Annotated in this window: 16 protein-coding genes; 10 read left to right on the forward strand and 6 right to left on the reverse strand. The window is 70.9% G+C overall.

What is annotated here, in order from left to right; genetic code table 11:
• Positions 1-31: 31 nt before the first annotated feature.
• The gene (locus tag ACFXC1_RS06755) at positions 32-484 is read left to right on the forward strand and encodes an ATP-binding protein (RefSeq protein WP_381239776.1); all 453 of its coding nucleotides are present in this window, start codon (positions 32-34) and stop codon (positions 482-484) included.
• On the opposite strand, the gene ACFXC1_RS06760 is transcribed toward ACFXC1_RS06755, so the two are convergent.
• A complete protein-coding gene (locus ACFXC1_RS06760) occupies positions 481-1,260 on the reverse strand; it encodes a class I SAM-dependent methyltransferase (protein ID WP_381239778.1) in 780 nt (259 codons plus the stop codon). The two genes, ACFXC1_RS06755 and ACFXC1_RS06760, sit on opposite strands and share 4 nt — an antisense overlap.
• An 87-nt stretch (positions 1,261-1,347) precedes the next feature.
• On the opposite strand from ACFXC1_RS06760, the gene ACFXC1_RS06765 reads away from it, so the two are divergent.
• On the forward strand, positions 1,348-1,737 hold the full coding sequence (locus tag ACFXC1_RS06765) for a helix-turn-helix domain-containing protein (RefSeq protein ID WP_381239780.1): 390 nt from the start codon (positions 1,348-1,350) through the stop codon (positions 1,735-1,737).
• 9 nt (positions 1,738-1,746) lie between these two features.
• Here the strand turns inward: ACFXC1_RS06765 and ACFXC1_RS06770 are convergent, their stop codons facing one another.
• The 3 genes from ACFXC1_RS06770 to ACFXC1_RS06780 form a co-directional block, all read right to left on the reverse strand.
• Positions 1,747-2,349 (reverse strand): ClpP family protease, encoded by a 603-nt coding sequence (locus ACFXC1_RS06770; protein WP_093630931.1) that lies wholly within the window; start codon positions 2,347-2,349, stop codon positions 1,747-1,749.
• A gap of 1 nt (position 2,350) precedes the next feature.
• On the reverse strand, positions 2,351-3,004 hold the full coding sequence (locus ACFXC1_RS06775) for an ATP-dependent Clp protease proteolytic subunit (protein ID WP_381239782.1): 654 nt from the start codon (positions 3,002-3,004) through the stop codon (positions 2,351-2,353).
• Positions 3,005-3,106: 102 nt separating this feature from the next.
• Complete coding sequence (locus tag ACFXC1_RS06780) at positions 3,107-4,315, reverse strand: epoxide hydrolase family protein (RefSeq protein WP_381239785.1); 1,209 nt, start codon at positions 4,313-4,315, stop codon at positions 3,107-3,109.
• Between the two features lie 133 nt (positions 4,316-4,448).
• Here ACFXC1_RS06780 and ACFXC1_RS06785 point away from each other — a divergent pair, with 133 nt between their 5' ends.
• The gene (locus ACFXC1_RS06785) at positions 4,449-4,931 is read left to right on the forward strand and encodes a VOC family protein (RefSeq protein ID WP_381239788.1); all 483 of its coding nucleotides are present in this window, start codon (positions 4,449-4,451) and stop codon (positions 4,929-4,931) included.
• A 4-nt stretch (positions 4,932-4,935) separates the two neighbouring features.
• Here the strand turns inward: ACFXC1_RS06785 and ACFXC1_RS06790 are convergent, their stop codons facing one another.
• Positions 4,936-5,790 carry a LamG-like jellyroll fold domain-containing protein gene (locus ACFXC1_RS06790; RefSeq protein WP_381239791.1) on the reverse strand — a complete coding sequence of 285 codons (855 nt, stop codon included), beginning with the start codon at positions 5,788-5,790 and terminating at the stop codon, positions 4,936-4,938.
• A gap of 220 nt (positions 5,791-6,010) precedes the next feature.
• Between ACFXC1_RS06790 and ACFXC1_RS06795 the strand changes: the two genes are divergently transcribed.
• From ACFXC1_RS06795 to ACFXC1_RS06825, 7 genes are all read left to right on the forward strand, one after another.
• Positions 6,011-6,769 carry an ABC transporter permease gene (locus ACFXC1_RS06795; RefSeq protein ID WP_381239794.1) on the forward strand — a complete coding sequence of 253 codons (759 nt, stop codon included), beginning with the start codon at positions 6,011-6,013 and terminating at the stop codon, positions 6,767-6,769.
• 185 nt (positions 6,770-6,954) lie between these two features.
• Positions 6,955-8,538 (forward strand): ABC transporter substrate-binding protein, encoded by a 1,584-nt coding sequence (locus tag ACFXC1_RS06800; RefSeq protein WP_381239796.1) that lies wholly within the window; start codon positions 6,955-6,957, stop codon positions 8,536-8,538.
• A 2-nt stretch (positions 8,539-8,540) separates the two neighbouring features.
• Positions 8,541-9,497: an ABC transporter permease gene (locus tag ACFXC1_RS06805; RefSeq protein ID WP_381239798.1), complete on the forward strand. Its 957-nt coding sequence runs from the start codon at positions 8,541-8,543 to the stop codon at positions 9,495-9,497.
• Positions 9,494-10,381: an ABC transporter permease gene (locus ACFXC1_RS06810; protein WP_381239800.1), complete on the forward strand. Its 888-nt coding sequence runs from the start codon at positions 9,494-9,496 to the stop codon at positions 10,379-10,381. Before ACFXC1_RS06805 ends, ACFXC1_RS06810 begins: the two co-directional genes overlap by 4 nt.
• Positions 10,381-12,111, forward strand: coding sequence for a dipeptide ABC transporter ATP-binding protein (locus ACFXC1_RS06815; protein WP_381239802.1), 1,731 nt, complete (start codon positions 10,381-10,383; stop codon positions 12,109-12,111). Before ACFXC1_RS06810 ends, ACFXC1_RS06815 begins: the two co-directional genes overlap by 1 nt.
• Positions 12,108-14,114 (forward strand): CocE/NonD family hydrolase, encoded by a 2,007-nt coding sequence (locus tag ACFXC1_RS06820; RefSeq protein ID WP_381239805.1) that lies wholly within the window; start codon positions 12,108-12,110, stop codon positions 14,112-14,114. Before ACFXC1_RS06815 ends, ACFXC1_RS06820 begins: the two co-directional genes overlap by 4 nt.
• Positions 14,081-14,779, forward strand: a complete 699-nt coding sequence (locus ACFXC1_RS06825; protein WP_381239807.1) for a TetR/AcrR family transcriptional regulator — start codon at positions 14,081-14,083, stop codon at positions 14,777-14,779. The genes ACFXC1_RS06820 and ACFXC1_RS06825 overlap by 34 nt, the downstream gene beginning before the upstream one ends.
• Here ACFXC1_RS06825 and ACFXC1_RS06830 read toward each other — a convergent pair.
• On the reverse strand, positions 14,733-15,635 hold the full coding sequence (locus ACFXC1_RS06830; protein WP_381239809.1) for an SGNH/GDSL hydrolase family protein: 903 nt from the start codon (positions 15,633-15,635) through the stop codon (positions 14,733-14,735). The genes ACFXC1_RS06825 and ACFXC1_RS06830 overlap by 47 nt on opposite strands.
• Between the last annotated feature and the right edge of the window lie 50 nt (positions 15,636-15,685).

The following is a 15,685-nucleotide window of genomic DNA, read 5'->3' on the forward strand; positions in this document are numbered from 1 at the left end:
AGGCCGGCGCCCGCCTTCGAGAGAGACACGCATGATCGACCACCGGGACGGGGTAGTGATACCGACTCGTTTCGACGTGCCCGTGGAACCGCTGAGGCGGGCGGCGCACTACACCGGGGAACCGGGCTGCATCTCCGATGCCCGGCACTTCACCCACCAGTTCCTCGAGCGGCTCAGAACCGAGTGGTGCGCCTTGATCGACGACCGGTCCGAGGGCGAACTGCTGCTGGTGGTGAGCGAGTTGGTCACCAACGCGGACCGGCACAGCAACGGCCCGTACATCCTGGAACTGGAGGGTACGGACGCGTCGGTGACGGTGTCCGTCTGCGACAGCAGCGTCGCCCTGCCCCGGCTCTTCGCCCGAGACCCCGAGCGGATCGGCCGCCACGGCCTGGAGATCGTGCACGCCCTGGCCGCCCGGGTGACCGTCGAACGGGTACCGGTCGGCAAGCAGGTGCGTGCGGTGGTGGAGCTGAGCGGCTAGGTCGCGGTCCGAGTGGCCGTGATCAGTTCGTGGAGGTACCGCTTGGTGACCCGGCCGCCGTGCCGTGTCTCCAGCAGTTCCCGGAGGCAGGCCAGGAGACCCTGGCGCGAGGGCTCGTCCAGGGCGAGATGGCCCGAGTAGGTGAGCACGACGTCGAGGTACTCGTCGGTCGTGTAGGTGACCTCCTGCGCACCGCGCCACACCGTGACGTTCTCGAAGTGCTCGGAGCGCTCGAACTCCCGGGTGTCCGTGGCCGATTCGTCCTCGGTGGGACTCCGGAAGCCGGGCTGGGTAGCCGGGTCCCAGCGTTCGTAGCAGCGCTGCATCCGGTCGAAGAACTCCTGGGTGCCGCCCGCCACATGGTGCGTTGTGACGACGGCGAGCTGCCCGCCGGGGCGCAGCGCGGACGCCGCCTTCGCCAGGAACATCACGGGATCGAACCAGTGGAAAGCCGTCGCGACCGCCACCAGGTCGAAAGGCTCGTCCGGTAGTTCCCACCGCTCGAAGTCCGCCACCCGCACGTCCACCCGGGGGAACGCGCTCAGGTTGCGCCGGGCCACCGCCGCCAGGGACGGTCCCAGTTCCACGGCGGTCAGCCGGCAGCCGAACCCGGCCAGCGGGACGGTGAGTTGACCGGTCCCCGGGGCGATCTCCAGCACCCGGCTGTCCGGGCCGAGGTCCGCCAACCGGGCCAGTTCCGCCACGAGGGGGCGCGGATAGCGGGGCCGGGCCCGGTCGTACCGCTCGGCCGCACCGTCGAACGTGTCGCGCAGCACTGTTCCCGCACCCTTCGGATCGGCGATTCCACCCAGGGCAGAATGCTGATCCCTTGCCCTGGCGTCCAGCGCTTTTAGTCTGAGGGGGTGACCAACCAAGCGCCGAACCAAGCCCGCGTGATCCCCCTGCGCCCGCACGAGCCGGCCCCCCACCTGCCGGAGCCCACGGTTCCCGCGCCCAAGGAACCCCTGTGGCGCGACCTGGTCGGTGACGTCCTACGACGTGAACGCCTCGCCCAGGAACGCACGTTGAAGGATGTGGCCGACGCCGCCCGGATCTCCATGCCGTATCTCTCGGAGGTGGAGCGGGGCCGCAAGGAGGCCTCCTCGGAGGTCCTCGCAGCCGCCGCCCACGCCCTCGGTCTCGACCTCGGCGACCTGCTGTCGCTGACGCAGAACGAGTTCACCGAACACCGGAACAGGCGTCAGGGCAGGGTGAGTTCGCCGTACAACGGGCTGTGCCTGGTGGCCGCCTGACGGTGTCCGTCAGACCGCGACGAGGCGTCGGCTGACCACCTCGTCGGCGAGGCCGTACGCCACGGCCTCCGGCGCGGTGAACACCTTGTCGCGGTCCATGTCGGCGCGCAGCGTCGCGATGTCGTGGTGCGTGTGCCGCGACAGCACCTCCTCGACCTGGGAGCGGATCCGCACCATCTCCTTGGCCTGGAGCGCGAGATCGGAGACCATGCCGCGCTGCCCGCCGCTGGCCGGCTGGCCGAGCAGCACGCGCGCGTGCTCCAGCACGAACCGCCGTCCCGGGTCGCCGCCCGCGAGCAGTACGGCCGCTGTCGAAGCCGCCTGACCGACACAGAACGTCGAGATCGGAGCCTGCACGTACGTCATGGTGTCGTAGATCGCCATGAGCGAAGTGAACGAGCCGCCGGGGGAGTTGATGTAGATCGCGATCTCGCTCTCCGGGGACGACGACTCCAGATGGAGGAGTTGCGCGATGACGACATTGGCGACCCCGTCGTCGATCTCGGTGCCGAGGAAGATGATCCGCTCGGACAGCAGCCGGCTGAACACGTCGTAGGACCGCTCGCCCTGCGGGGTCCGCTCGACGACGTTCGGAATCGTGTACGTCCCCATGTCAGAGCCCCATCCGTCGCTTGGAGGCGGCCGGGCGGACGTCGGCCAGGGAGGCGACGACCCGGTCCACCATGCCGTACTCCTTGGCCTGTTCGGCCGTGAACCAGCGGTCTCGGTCGCCGTCGCGGGAGATGGTCTCCTCGCTCTGGCCGGTGTGCTCGGCGGTGAGGCGTTCGATGGTCCGCTTCGTGTGCTCCAGGTTCTCCGCCTGGATCTCGATGTCGGCGGTGGTGCCGCCGATGCCCGCCGAGGGCTGGTGCATCATGACCCGCGCGTGGGGGAGGGCGTAGCGCTTTCCGGGTGTGCCGACGGTCAGCAGGAACTGGCCCATGCTCGCCGCGAAGCCCATCGCGAGCGTCGAGACGTCGTTCGGGATCAGCTGCATCGTGTCGTAGATCGCGAGGCCCGCCGTCACCGAGCCGCCGGGGCTGTTGACGTACAGGCTGATGTCCGTGCGCGGGTCCTCCGCGGACAGGATCAGGAGCTGGGCGCAGATCCGGTTCGCGGAGACCTCGTCGACCTGGGTGCCGAGGAGGACGATCCGCTGGGCGAGGAGCTGCGCGGCCAGGTGGTCGTCGAAGCGGGAGGGCGGGGTGTCGCCCTCCTCGGCGCGCGGCATGAGGGCCGGCGCGAAGCCGGCCGTGAGTGAAGACATCGGCACTCCTTGTCGAGGCTCTGTGGTGTCTCCACTGTCGGCCGGTAGGCGTCCGAACTGCGGGTTTCTAGGCTCGTAGCAGATTCGCCGTGGGCAGAGCGGTCACTCAGAGCCCTTCTCGCGCAGCTGCCGGAAGAAGGCCCGTACGTCCTCGGCCAGCAGGTCCGGCTCCTCCATGGCGGCGAAGTGGCCGCCCCGGTCGAGCTTGGTCCAGCGGACGATGTTCTCGGTGCGCTCGGCCTTGTGGCGGAGCGGGATCTGGAGCTCGGCGGGGAAGACGGCGAGCGCGGTGGGGGTGGTGGACGGGAGGGTGGGCGCGGCGGCCCTGGCACCGGTGGCGTGGGCCCGCTCGTAGTAGATCCGGGCGGCCGAACCGGCGGTCCCCGTCAGCCAGTACAGCATCACGTCGGTGAGCAGCCGGTCCCGGTCCACGGCCTCCTCGGGCAGTTCCTCCGAGTCGGTCCACTCCCTGAACTTCTCGACGATCCAGGCGAGTTGGCCGACCGGTGAGTCGGTGAGGGCGTACGCCAGGGTCTGCGGGCGGGTGGAGTGGAGGACGGCGTACCCGGTGCCCTCGCGTGACCACGCGGTCCAGCGGCGCCAGGACTCCAGGGCGTCCGCCCGCTGCTCGGGGCCGAGTGCGGCCAGCTCCTCGGGGGTGGGCTCGGTGAGGGCCTGCGCGCCCGGCAACAGGTTGAGATGGACGCCGATGACCCGGTCGGGGTGGGCGCGGCCGAGCTCGCGGGAGATCGCCGCGCCCCAGTCGCCGCCCTGCGCGCCGAACCGCTCGTAGCCGAGGCGGTGCATGAGTTCGGCCCAGGCGGCGGCGATGCGGCCCGCCTCCCAGCCCGTGTCGGCCGAGGGTCCGGAGAGGCCGAAGCCCGGGATGCCGGGCACGACGACGTGGAAGGCGTCGGCCGGGTCGCCGCCGTGGGCCGCCGGATCGGTCAGCAGGGCCACGATGTCGACGAATTCGACGATCGAGCCCGGCCAGCCGTGCGTGATGATCAGCGGGGTGGCGTCCGGTTCCGGGGAGCGGATGTGCGCGAAGTGCACGTTCGACCCGTCGATGGTGGTCGTGAACTGCGGCCAGGCGTTCAGCTCGGCCTCGGCCGCCCGCCAGTCGTACTCGTGCCGCCAGTACCGCACCAGCTCCCGCAGATAGTCCGCCGGCACGCCGTACGCCCAGCCCATGCCGGGCAGCTCGTCGGGCCAGCGCGTGCGGTCGAGGCGGGCGTGCAGGTCGTCGAGGTCGGCCTGCGGGATGTCGATGCGGAACGGGTTGATGCTGTCTGCCTGCGAGGACGTCATGGAGTCCGAGACTAGTTCCGGGCGGCGGATCGGCCACCTGAATTGTCCGGCGCCCCGACCGATGAGTTTCGCGGGGGGCGCCAGTCGATACAGATGACCGTGTTCGACGCCCCAGGAGCCCATGGAGGAACGCATGACCACCGACGGATTCACCACGTGTCTCTGGTTCGACGGCCAGGCCGAGGAAGCCGCCCACCTGTACGTGTCGATCTTCAAGAACTCCAGCATCGGTCGCGTCAGCCACTACGGCGAGGGCGCCCCGCAGCCTGCGGGCTCGGTGCTCACCGTCGAGTTCACGGCCTTCGGGCAGAAGTTCGTCGCGCTGAACGGCGGCCCGATGTTCAAGTTCACCGAGGCGGTCTCCTTCCAGATCCCCTGCGAGAACCAGGAGGACATCGACTACTACTGGGCCAAGCTCACCGAAGGCGGCGGCGAGCCCGGCCCCTGCGGCTGGCTCAAGGACAAGTTCGGCCTGTCCTGGCAGGTCGTCCCCACCCGGCTGATCGACATGATCACCGACCCGGACCCCGCGAAGGTCGCCCGGGCGACGGAGTCCTTCATGGCGATGGGCAAGTTCGACCTCGCCGCTCTGGAGAAGGCCTTCGCGGGGGAGTGACCGGCTACGTCGGTCGCGCCGGCGTCGCCACCTCGGCGGCCCTCAGCGCCCTGCCGTAGACCCGGAAGTCGTCGACCGCGCCTTTCAGGTACGGGTCGGCGTACTGCGACCGGCCGACGTAGCCGACCCGGACGTGGTTGCCGAAGCGGCGCGCCTCCACGGTGACTGTGGTGTTCCGGGCCGCTTCCGCGCCGTCCACGTACAGGACGGCGGTCCCGTCGCCGTAGGCCACGGCCACATGCACCCAGCGGTCGGTGGGCAGCGGCTCGGCGTCGATGCGCTGCTCGGCGCCCGCCCCGCCCGCGGTGATCGCGTACCGCAGGGTGCCGTCACCGCTCAGCGGGGTCAGGAACATGTTGGCGGTGACGCCGGTACCGAGGTCGAAGATCCGGCTCCAGCTGCCGGGCCGGCCGTCCAGCCGGACCCAGGTGGCGAGCGAGTACGCCGACGCACCCGCCAACAGGTCCTCGGCGAGGGCGACATGACCGTCGACCCCGTCGAGGGTGACCGCTCCACCGAGCCGTCCGTCCGCCAACCACGCTGCTCCGCCGACCAGTTGGGCCGTACGGCCGTTGCCCGTCGCGTCGGCCGCCGTCGTGCCCGAGGTCTCGTCGAAGCGGTGCCAGGCGGCAAACTCAGGCGGAGGGGGCGGGGGTTCGCCGGTCAGCCAGTACACCGAGTAGTGCTGGTGGTGGACGCGGGCGATCGGCAGCAGGGTCACGTCCGTGTCGTCCGCGCGGGCGGTGAAGCGCAGCGGATCCGACGACAACTGCCGTACGGAGTCGACGTCCAGGCGTGACAGCCAGGGGTCGGCCCGGTCACCGAACGCCCCGGCCAGCACCACCGGACCGTGCAGCACCGCCTGCACATCCGGGTCGTCGGGGGTCGGCTCTGATCGCCGCGAACATCGCGCAGGCCCGCGAGGACTTCCTCGCGGCCGGCATGACGGAGGCCCAACTCGCCGAGCTGGACCGGCTGGTGGCCGACCCCCGGCTGCTGGTGCGCGGCCACTTCAGCTACTCGACCATCGGCCGCAGGCCCTCGGCGTGATACGCGTTCGGGCGGCGCGGGCCTCCGGCGTGAAACGCGTCCTGTCGGCCGGACCGCCGGTCCTCGCGGCCGTGTGCGCCCTCGCCGGCTGGTGGCTGGTGACCGTCGTCTTCGGCATCCGGCCGTTCCTGCTGCCCACGCCCCCCGACGTCGTGGACGCCTTCGGCCGGCTGGCCGGCTATCTGCTCCGCCAGCCCTGGCAGACGTTCACCGAGACGGCCGTCGGCTTCGGCCTGGCCGTCGGCGCGGGACACGTGACCGCCGTGCTGCTCACCGCGTCCCGGGGCGTGGAACGCGCGGTCTTGCCGCTGCTGGTCGCCGTGAACGCCGTACCGAAGATCGCGGTGGCACCGCTCCTCGTGGTGTGGCTCGGCTTCGGCACGGCCCCGAAGGTGTTCATGGTGGCGCTGCTCGCCTGGTTCCCCGTGGTCGTCTCGACCATGGCAGGACTGACGTCCGTCCCTCTGGAGCCGACCGAGCCGGCCCACTCCCTTACTGCGTCCCGCTGGCAGACCTACCGCAAGCTCCGCATCCCCTGGGCCCTGCCCCAGGTCTTCATCGGCCTGCGCCTCGGCGTCACCCTGGCCGTAGTGGGCGCGGTCGTCGGTGAGTTCGCGGGCGGCGACCAGGGCCTCGGCTACGTCATCGTGGCCTCCGGCAGCAACGCCGACACCCCGCTCGCGTTCGCCGCGATGGCCCTGCTCAGCGCCATGAGCGGGCTGCTCTTCCAGGCCGTCGTCCTCGCGGAGCGGGCCCTGCTGCCCTGGGCCGGCGAGATCACCGGTTGAGCCGACCCGTCACCGGTCAAGGCCGTGCCCTGCGCGAAGCCTCCCGGTAACCAGTGCGTTTCGGACGTTAACTTTCGGGCCCAAAGGGTTGGCGGAAAACCATCCCCTCGTTATCGTTCACGCACTTCACTCAATCGTTCCGCTGAACGAATAGCTGAACGAATAGCGACAAGGACGGTCGGTACATGTCCGACATCCACCACCCGGGCCGCCGGTCGGTGCTCACTGCGGGCCTCGCCTCGGCGGCGGCACTCGGCGGGTCCTGGCTGCTGACCGGCTGTGCCGGGGCGGAGGCCGCCCCCGTCCTGCCGGCCGCCGCCGCGAAGGGTGCCCCCGACCGCGGCGGCACCCTGCGCATCGCCCGGCCGCCCGCCTCCGACGCCGAGACCCTCGACCCCGCCAGCTCCCTGTCCGCGTACGAATACCTGGGCGCCCTCTACAACCGGCTCGTCCGCGTCGCCGCGAACGGCGAGCCGGCCCCCGACCTCGCCGAGTCCTGGGAGCCCGACGCCAAGGCCCGCACCTGGACCTTCCGCCTGCGCAAGGGCGTCGCCTTCCACGACGGCCGCGCCTTCACCTCCGCAGACGCCGCCTACACCCTGCGCCACATCCTCGACAAGGCGACGGCGTCCCCGCAGGCCGCGGTCCTCGCCCCGCTCATCGACCCGGCGAAGCTGGGCACACCCGACGCCCACACCCTCGTCGTCCCCCTCAAGACCCCGAACGCCGAGTTCCCCAGCCTGCTGACGCACTACAACTGCTACGTCATCCCCGACGGCAGCGCGAAGTCCATCGGCCGCACCGGCATCGGCACCGGTCCCTTCAAGCTGGAGTCGTTCGCACCGGCGGGCCCCGGCCGCGTCACCGCCTACACGGACCACTGGGCGGGCCGCCCGGTCCTCGACGCGATCGCCTTCTACTCGGTCGCCGACATGTCGGCCCGCTCAAACGCCCTGCTGGCAGGGCAGGTTGACCTGCTCTCCCAGACCAACCTCGACTTCGCGACCGCCCGCGTGGTCGCCGCCTCGGACCGCGCCACCATCGCCCGCGTGAAGAACGCCCAGTGGTACGTCCTCCCGATGCTCACCACCGAGAAGCCCTTCACCGACGTCCGCGTCCGCCAGGCCATGAAGCTCGCCTACGACCCCGAACACGTCGTGCAGGTCGCCCTCCAGGGCGCGGGCACGGCGGGCTGGGACAACCCGGTGCCACCCAGCGACCCGGCCTACATCTCCGCGCACCCCAAGCACGACCCGGAAAAGGCCAAGTACCTGCTCAAGAAGGCGGGCCACGAGGGCCTGGCGATGGACCTCTACACCTCGTCCTACGACCCGCTGTTCACACCGATGGCGCTCGCCTACCAGGACTCGGCGAAGCGGGCCGGCATCCGCATCAAGGTCAAGACGGCCTCTGCGGACTCCTACTACACGCAGATCTGGATGAAGAAGCCGCTGATGGCGACCTACTGGTTCACGGGCCGTCCCGTCGACCAGCTCTTCACCCAGATCTTCCGCAGCGGCTCCTCCTACAACGAGACCGCCTGGTCCGACAAGGACTTCGACGCGGTCCTCGACCGCGCCCGCGCCGAACTCGACGACACCAAGCGGCGCGAACTGTACGGCGAGGCACAGACGTTGGTGATCGAGAAGGGCGGGGCGATGACCCCGATGTTCGCCGACCGGCTCGTCGGCATCTCCCGCAAGGTACGCGGATATGCCGAGCACGGCTTCGAGTTCGACTACCTGGGCATCGGCCTGAAGGGAGCCTGACCATGCTCTCCTTCATAACCCGCCGTATCGCAGCGGCAGTCGGCACCCTCTTCCTCTCCTCCGTCCTCGTCTTCCTCGCCGTCCAGGCACTGCCCGGCGATGTCGCCACCCAGATCCTCGGCAAGGACGCGACCCCGGACGCGGTGGCCGCCCTGCGAGAGAAACTGAAACTCGACAAGCCCGCCTGGGAGCGGTACGTCGACTGGGTGGGAGGCGCCCTGCACGGCGACTTCGGCAGATCTCTTGTCTCCGGCAAGGCAGTTGGCGGCGAAGTGTCCATGTACCTCGGCAACTCCGCACTGATCGCCCTCGTCACGGTCCTCTTCGCGGTCACCGGCTCGATCGTCCTCGGTATCCTCGCCGGCCTGTACCGCGACCGCTGGCCCGACCACCTCATCTCGACCGTCAGCCTCGTCGGCATGAGCGTCCCCGAGTTCGTCGTCGCGACCGTCCTCGTCCTGTGCTTCTCGGTCGCCCTCCCGTGGTTCCCGGCGGTCGTCCTCTACGGCCCCGACGCCACTGTCGGTCAACTCCTGCCCGCCGTATGGCTTCCCGCCCTCGCGCTCGCCGTGGTGATGGCGGCCTACATCGTCCGCATGGCCCGCACCTCGGTCATCGACGTGATGGCCACCGAGTACGTCACCACCGCCCGCCTCAAGGGCCTCTCCACCTGGCGGGTCGTCACCCGGCACGCCCTCCCGAGCGCCCTGCTGCCCACCCTGCACGTCATCGCGCTCAACGTCGCCTGGCTGGTCGGCGGGGTCGCGGTCGTCGAGAACGTCTTCAACTACCCGGGCATCGGCAAGCTGATGCTCTCCTCCGTGCAGAACCGCGACCTGCCCACCATCCAGGCCATCGCCCTGATCAGCGCGGTCGTCTACGTCGTCTGCAACCTCGCCGCCGACCTGGCCACCATGGCCCTCAACCCCAGGCTCCGCACCCGAGGGAGGACCCGATGACCACGCTCGACACCGTCCCGCCGACCACCGTACGCGGCGCCCGCACCGTCCGCGCCTGGCGCACCCTGACCAGCTCCCGCACGGCGCTCGTCGGCCTCGCGATCGTCGCCGTACACGTCCTGATCGCCCTGCTGGCCCCGCTCCTCACCTCCTACGACCCGATCGCCAACGACGCCAACCACGCCCTGCTCGGCTCCAGTTGGAGCCACTGGGCAGGCACCGACCAGTACGGCCGCGACGTCCTCGCCCGCGTCCTCTACGGCGGCCGGTACGCCCTCGGTGTCTCCGTCGCCGCCACCCTCCTGACCGTCGCCCTCGGCACGGTCATCGGCTGCGCGGCGGCACTGCGCGGCGGCTGGTTCGACGACGTACTGGGCCGGGTCCTGGACGCGGTCCTCTCCGTACCGTCGATCCTGGCCCTGCTCGTCGTCGTGACCGCCCTGGGCACCGGCCCGGCGGTCATCGTCCTCGCCGTCGCCATCGTCTACGTCCCGCAGGTCGTCCGGGTCGTCCGCGGCGCCGCCCTCGCGGTTGTCCCTGCCGACTACGTGACCGCGGCCCGCGCCCGAGGTGAGAGCACCTGGTCGATCCTGCGTCGGGAGATCCTGCCGAACATCACGGACGTGGTGTGCGTGGAGTTCGCGATGCGGGCCTCCTGGGTCGTCCTGCTGATCTCCTCGCTGTCCTTCCTCGGCTTCGGCGCCGACCCGCCAACTCCCGACTGGGGGCTGATGGTTGCCGAGAACCGCACCGCCATCACCGTCGTCCCGATGGCGAGTATCGCGCCCATCGTCGCCCTGGCCACCCTCGTGGTCGGGCTCAACCTCGCGGCCGACGGCCTGTCCAAGGCGTGGGGCGTCGACCGGATCAGGGAGGGCTTTTGATGACCTCGATCGTTTCCGTCAACTCCCTGTCCGTGGCCTACCGTTCGGGCGGCCGGGACGTGCCCGTCGTGCACGAGGTGTCGCTCGATGTCGCCGAGGGCCGTACCCACGCGCTCGTAGGTGAGTCGGGCAGCGGCAAGTCGACCGTCGCCGCGACCCTCCTCGGACATCTGCGCCACGGCTCACGGATCACCGGGGGATCGGTGCTGGTGGCCGGCGCCGACGTGTTCGCCCTGCCCGCGAGGGAGTTGCGGCGCCTGCGTGGCGGCACGGTCGCGATGGTCGGCCAGAACGCCGGCCACGCCCTCACCCCCTCCATGCGCATCGGACGCCAGATCGCGGAGGCCGGCGGCGAGGTCCCCGTCGTGGAACTCCTCGAACAGGTCCGGCTGCCGAACCCCGCCGACCTGGCCCGGCGCTACCCGCACGAACTCTCCGGCGGCCAGCAGCAGCGCGTCGCCATCGCCATGGCCATCGCGGCCCGCCCCAAGGTCCTGGTCCTCGACGAGCCGACCACCGGCCTGGACGTCATCACCCAGCGCAGCGTCCTCGACCTGATCGCCGCCCTGAGCGACGAACTCGGCCTGGCCGCCGTGCTGGTGAGCCACGACCTCGGAGTCGTCGCCCACATGGCCGACGAGGTGACCGTCCTGCGCTCGGGCCAGGTGGTCGAATCGGCGCCCACCAGGCAGCTGTTCGCCCGGCCCCAAGACCCGTACACCAAGCGCCTGTTGGCGAGCGTGCCGCGCCTCGACGACGCCGGGCTCGCGGTCGTCGGCGAGGCGGGGGAACGTGAGGTCAGGCCCAAGGCCGAGGTGCCCGCCGACGCTCCCGTGGCCGTCTCCGCGCAGGACGTCACCATCGACTACGGCAGCACCCGTGCCGTGCACGGCGTCTCCTTCGACGTCCGGCGCGGCGAAGTCCTGGCCCTCGTGGGCGAGTCGGGCAGCGGCAAGTCCACCCTCGCGTGGACCCTGGCCGGACTGCGCACCCCGTCCGGCGGCACCATGCGCCACGAGGACGGCGACCTGGCCCGCCCGGCGCAGCAGCGACCCCTCTCCCTGCGCCGCCGGGTCCAGCTCGTCTTCCAGAACGCGGACACCTCGCTCAACCCCCGCCGCTCCGTGGGCGACGCGGTCCGCCACCCCCTGCGCTTCTTCGGCACGGCGACCGACCGCACGGAGGCGGCCGAGCGGGCCCGCCAACTCATCTCCGACGTACGGCTCGACCCGGCCCTCGCCGATCGCCTCCCCGCACAGCTCTCCGGCGGTCAGCGCCAACGCATCGGTATCGCACGGGCGTTGGCGGGCGAGCCGGACGTCCTGATCGCCGACGAGATCACCACCGCCCTGGACGTGTCGGTCCAGGCGGACGTACTCCGCCTCCTCGACGACCTCCGGCGCGAACGCGACCTCGCCTGCCTGTTCATCAGCCATGACCTGGCTGTTGTACGCGGCATCGCGGACCGGGTTGTGGTCCTGCGCCACGGAGTTGTCGTCGAGGAGGGCCCGACGGAGATCGTGTTCGCCGACCCCCAACACCCGTACACCCGCCAACTCATGGCCGCCGCCCTCGAACCCGACCCCGACGCCCAGCCCTACGTCGACGACACCGCCGACTGGGCCGACGCGGCGGAAGGCGACGACATCTGGACCGACCACGGCCCCGACGGCCACCGCGTCCGACGCTGGCGCCCCCTCAACGCCCCCGTGGCGGAAGGAGTTTCGTGAGGTACCGCGAGCAGTTCGACCGCCGGGTCGTCCGCGAGGAGGTCTGGATCCCCACCCGGGACGGAAGGACCCGGCTGCACGCCCGCATCTGGCGGCCCGATGACGCCGAGGCCGACCCGGTACCCGCGCTGCTCGAATACCTCCCGTACCGCAAGAGCGACTGGACCGCGCCCCGGGACGCCCAGCGCCACCCCTGGTACGCGGGGCACGGATACGCCTCAGTCCGGGTGGACATCCGGGGCCACGGTGACAGCGAGGGCCTGCCCGGCGACGAGTACGACGCGCAGGAACTCGCGGACGGTGTCGACGTCGTCAACTGGCTTGCCGCACAGCCCTGGTGTACCGGCAAGGTCGGCATGTTCGGCATCTCCTGGGGCGGCTTCAACGCCCTTCAGATCGCCGCTCTCGCACCGGAGCCGCTGAAGGCGATCGTCACCGTCTGCTCGACCGACGACCGCTACGACAACGACGTCCACTACATGGGCGGCGCCGTCCTCGGCATCGACATGCTCGCCTGGGCCGGGACCATGCTCGCCTTCGCCGCCCGCCCGCCGGACCCTTCGAGTGTCGGCGCGGACCGGTGGCTGCCGATGTGGCGCGAACGCCTCGACGCCCTCGAACCCTTCCTGCACACCTGGCTCGACCATCAACAGCGCGACGACTACTGGAAGCACGGCAGCGTCTGCGAGGACTACACCGCGATCGACGCGGCCGTCCTCGCGGTCGGCGGCTGGAACGACCCGTACCGGGACACTGTGTTGCGGCTCGTGGAACACCTTCCGGGCGACCGCGTCCGAGGGATCGTCGGCCCCTGGTCGCACCAGTACCCCGACCGGGGACTGCCGCCGGGGCCCGCGATCGGTTTCCTCCAGGAGACCCTGCGCTGGTGGGACCAGCACCTCAAGGGCATCGACACGGGGGCGATGGGGGAGCCCCTGCTCCGGGCCTGGATCACCGACCCGGTCCCGCCGGCGACATCGTACGACGTGCTGCCCGGCCGCTGGGTGGGTGACGCCGAGTGGCCGAGCCCGAAGGTCAGTTGGGAATCGCGGCCCCTCGGTGCAGGCGCTGATCCCGTTCTCGTACGTTCGCCGCAGCACACCGGACTCGACGCCGGGCGTTTCTTCCCCTTCGGCAACGCGAGCGACCTGCCGCTGGACCAGCGTGAGGAGGACGGCCGATCGGTCTGCTTCGACTCCGAGCCGCTCACCGAACGCGTCGAGATCCTCGGCCGGCCGCGCGTCCGGCTCCGCCTCGACAGCGCCACCCCGCGCGCCCATGTCGTCGCCCGCCTCTGCGATGTCGCCCCGGACGGCTCGTCCACGCTCGTCACCCGTGGTGTGCTCAACCTGCTGAGCAGGCACGGCCGGGACCGGTCCGTCGAGTGGACACCGGGGACGTACGAGGACGTCGAGTTCGAGCTGACCGGCATCGGCTGCGCGATCCCGCCCGGCCACCGGATCCGGCTCGCCGTCTCCGACACCTACTGGCCGTGGGTCTGGCCGCACGGCGAGCGCGGCGAGCTGCGGGTCGTACCGGCCGAGAGCGCCGTACAACTGCCCGTGCGGGAAAGGGGATCGGAGCCGCCGATCCGCTTCGAGGAGCCCGAACAGGCGGTCCCGCTCGACGTGACCTACGACCGGCCAGCCGAGCCGACGCCCGAGCGGCTGGTCACGCACGATGTGGCCAAGGGGGAGTGGACGCTGGAGGTCGACCCCAACTACGGAGGGTCGCGGACCTATCCGGACGGGCTGCGCTACGAGGAGAGCGCGCGGGAGACGTACCGCATCCGGAGTGACGACCCGCTGTCCGCGCACGCCGTGTCGGAGTGGCGGATCCGGTTGCGGCGCGGGGACGACTACGACGCTGAGATCATGGCGCGGACGGAGCTGCGCGCCACGGCGGCTGACTTCGTCATGGACAGTCGCGTCGAAGCACGGGCGAACGGAGAGACAGTGGCCAAGCGCGCATGGCACCGCACCACCCCGAGGACGTCGGGATGACGGCCGCCAAGCAGCCCCAGCAGGCCGCCAAGTCCCCCCGCCGGGCCGTCGCCGCCGCCGACCGCACGCGGCAGCCCACCGAGGTGCGGCGCCGGCTGATCGTCGAGGCGGCCGTCCCGCTGATAGCGGAACGCGGTTACGCCTCGGTCGGCGTGCGGGACGTGGCCGCCGCCGCCGGGGTCTCCGTCGGTACCGTGACGTACCACTTCGGCAGTGTGCAGGAGATCCTCTCCGAGGCGATGGTCCTGCACATCGAGCGCTACTACGCCGAGTTGAACGAGGCCGCCGAGCAGGCGACCAGCGGAGCCGAGGCGCTGCGGCTGCTGGTCGACGCGCTGTTCACCGAGGACACCGACCGGCACTGGCGGATGTGGTTCGACTATTGGAACGCGGGCGAACAGGGCACCGACGAGGCCTTCAGCAGTGGTCAGGCCCGGCGCTACGAGAGCTGGCACCAGCAGATCCGCGCCCTGGCCGAACGGGGCGTCGCCGACGCCGAGTTCCACTCCGACGACCTCGACGGCTTCACGGTCCGCTTCGCCGCCCTCGCCGACGGCCTCGCCCTGCAACGGCTGCGCCAGGCACCCCCGTTGAGCACCGAGGACGCCCGCCGTCACCTCAACCGGCTGATCGAGACGGAGCTCGGGCGCCGATCACACGGGTGATCTCCCGGGCCATGCGCAGGATGCCGGGCGAGGGCACCGGGCACGGCCTGGGTGTCGAGGTGGTCGGCGCCAGGCAGAAGTGCAGGTAGTCCGTGTCGAGGTGCAGGGCCGTACGGCCGTTGCCCGGCTGGGTGCAGTAGTCGGGGTGGGCGCGCTCGTAGTCGGTGCACGGGAGGTACTGGGTCCAGGTGTAGCGGGCTCCGGCGGGGCTCACGGCCTTGCCGGCGTCGGCGACGGTGTCGCCCGTGGACCTGGCCTGCGCCTTGTAGAGCGCGTTCACAGCCCGGACGCGTTCGGGGGTGATCAGGTCGGGGCCCTGCAACACCCAGACGATCGTGGGCCGTTGGGCGCCCCCGGCCGCTGCGATCTGTGCGGTGAGCTTCCTGACGTCGGCCCTGTACCGGGCGAAGTACGTCTCCCGGTCGGCGGCGTAGGTGATTCCGTCCATGCAGGGTGTGTAGGCCCACGCGTTGCCCCAGAACTGCAGCACCACGTAGTCCGGGTGCAGCGAACGCACCAGTGCGGCGGCCTTGTCGGCGTCCGGGACCAGCGAACCCGTCTTCGCGCCCTCCAGGTAGTCGCACGGCGTGGTTCCCGAGTAGGGGGCGCTTGTGTACGTCGCGTCCAACGTGTTCCGCAGTTCCCGCCCGAGCACGTTCTGGCTCTCCATCGCGAGCGAGTCCCCGAGATACAGCACACCGGGCGCCGACTTCACCGGGGCGACGGGGACCTGTCGATGTGTGGTGGCCGGTACGGAAGGGGTCGGCGGCATGACCTCGGGTCCGGACGCCGGGTCCGTGCACGCGCCGAGCAGCACTCCGGTCAGCAGCACACCCACGATCCACGGCTTCCGCATACGGCGACTCCCGCCCCGGGCAGCGGCAAACGGCTCCCCAGGCAAGCACA

This window comes from Streptomyces hokutonensis, assembly GCF_042751305.1.
GTDB lineage: Bacteria > Actinomycetota > Actinomycetes > Streptomycetales > Streptomycetaceae > Streptomyces > Streptomyces hokutonensis_A.